2 protein-coding genes are annotated in these 1304 nt (G+C 75.5%); both read left to right on the forward strand.

Annotated elements, in window-relative coordinates; genetic code table 11:
• Positions 1-65: 65 nt before the first annotated feature.
• Entirely contained in the window at positions 66-644 is a 579-nt protein-coding gene (locus AB0J52_RS41030; RefSeq protein ID WP_500188657.1) for a P-loop nucleotide/nucleoside kinase family protein, read from the forward strand.
• Positions 645-880: 236 nt separating this feature from the next.
• On the forward strand, positions 881-1304 hold a 424-nt coding region (locus tag AB0J52_RS41035; RefSeq protein ID WP_500188658.1), incomplete at its 3' end, for a DUF7134 domain-containing protein.

Here is a 1304-nt window from a genome sequence, read left to right on the forward strand (position 1 = left end):
CTCGGCCACCGCATCGACGAGGACGCGATCGCCCGGCTGGCCCGCGAGCGGCTCCGCATCCCGGCATGACCGGCGGCCAGGGCGTCCCGGCGGCGGTGTGGGTGGTGGCGGGGCCGCCCGGCGGAGGCAAGAGCACGGTCGCGGACCTGCTGCTCGCGCGGCTGCGGCCGGTTCCGGCGCTGCTGGACAAGGACACCCTCTACGGCCCGTTCGTGGCCGCGACGCTCGCCGCGTCCGGGCGTGACCCGGGCGAGCGTGAAGGCCCCTGGTACGACGAGCACGTCAAGCCCCACGAGTACGAGGGGCTGACCGCGACGGCCCGGGAGATCCGCTCACACGGCTGCCCGGTGCTGCTCAGCGGCCCGTTCACCGGCCACATCCGCTCGCCCGAGCGGTGGGCGGCGTGGGTGGACGAACTCGGCGGCCCGCCCGTCCGGCTGGTGTGGATCAGGTCGGACGCGGCGACGCTGCGGCACCGGCTGGAGGCGCGCGGGCTGCCCCGGGACGCGGGCAAGCTGGCCGCGTTCGACGCCTTCACCGCCCGGATGCGTCCGGAGGAGCCGCCGCCCGTGCCGCACGTCGAGGTCGACAACCGGCTCGACGCACCCGTCCCCCTGGCCGATCAGATCGCCCGGCTGGCCTGAGCGGGCGTGATCCGGCGGCCCGAGCGGGCGGATGCGACCGCTAAGGTCGGTCTGTGATAATTCGGGGGAATCTCACACTGGCCCGGGGCTCCGCGCCGGGCCGTTCACGGGGAGCGGACGGCACACGCGGCCTGGTTGAGGCGGACGGCCCGCGCAGCGCCGTTGAGGCGGACGGCCCGAGCGGCCTGGTTGAGGCAGGCGGCTCACGGGGATGGCCGAACCGCGCCGACGTCGGTGTGCCGCTGCTGCTGCTGGCGCCGCAGCTCGGGCTCGCCGCGCTGATGTCGCTGGCGGACGAGTTCCTGGTCCCCCGCGACCGCTCCGGATGGATCCTGCTGGTCCTGCTGACCCTGCTGCTGGACGGCGCGCTGGTCTGGCGGCGCGTCCGGCCGCTCGCGGTGATCACGGTGATCGTGGCGTGCGGCGACGCCGGGCTCCTGCTGATCCACGCCCAGGAGGCTCCCACCTCCGACATCGCCCTGTGGGTCGCGCTGTTCTCGCTGGCCGCGCACAGCGACCGGTGGAAGGCCGTCGCCGGAGGCGCGACCGCCTACGTCGTCCATGAGGCGGCGACGGCGCTCCGGGCCGACAGCCTGGGCGACTGGACCCTGGACGCCTCGCTGGACGCGCTGCTGCTCCTGGCGCTGACCGCGCTCGGGC

Origin of the sequence: Spirillospora sp. NPDC049652, from assembly GCF_040675125.1 — a bacterium.
Taxonomy (GTDB): domain Bacteria; phylum Actinomycetota; class Actinomycetes; order Streptosporangiales; family Streptosporangiaceae; genus Spirillospora.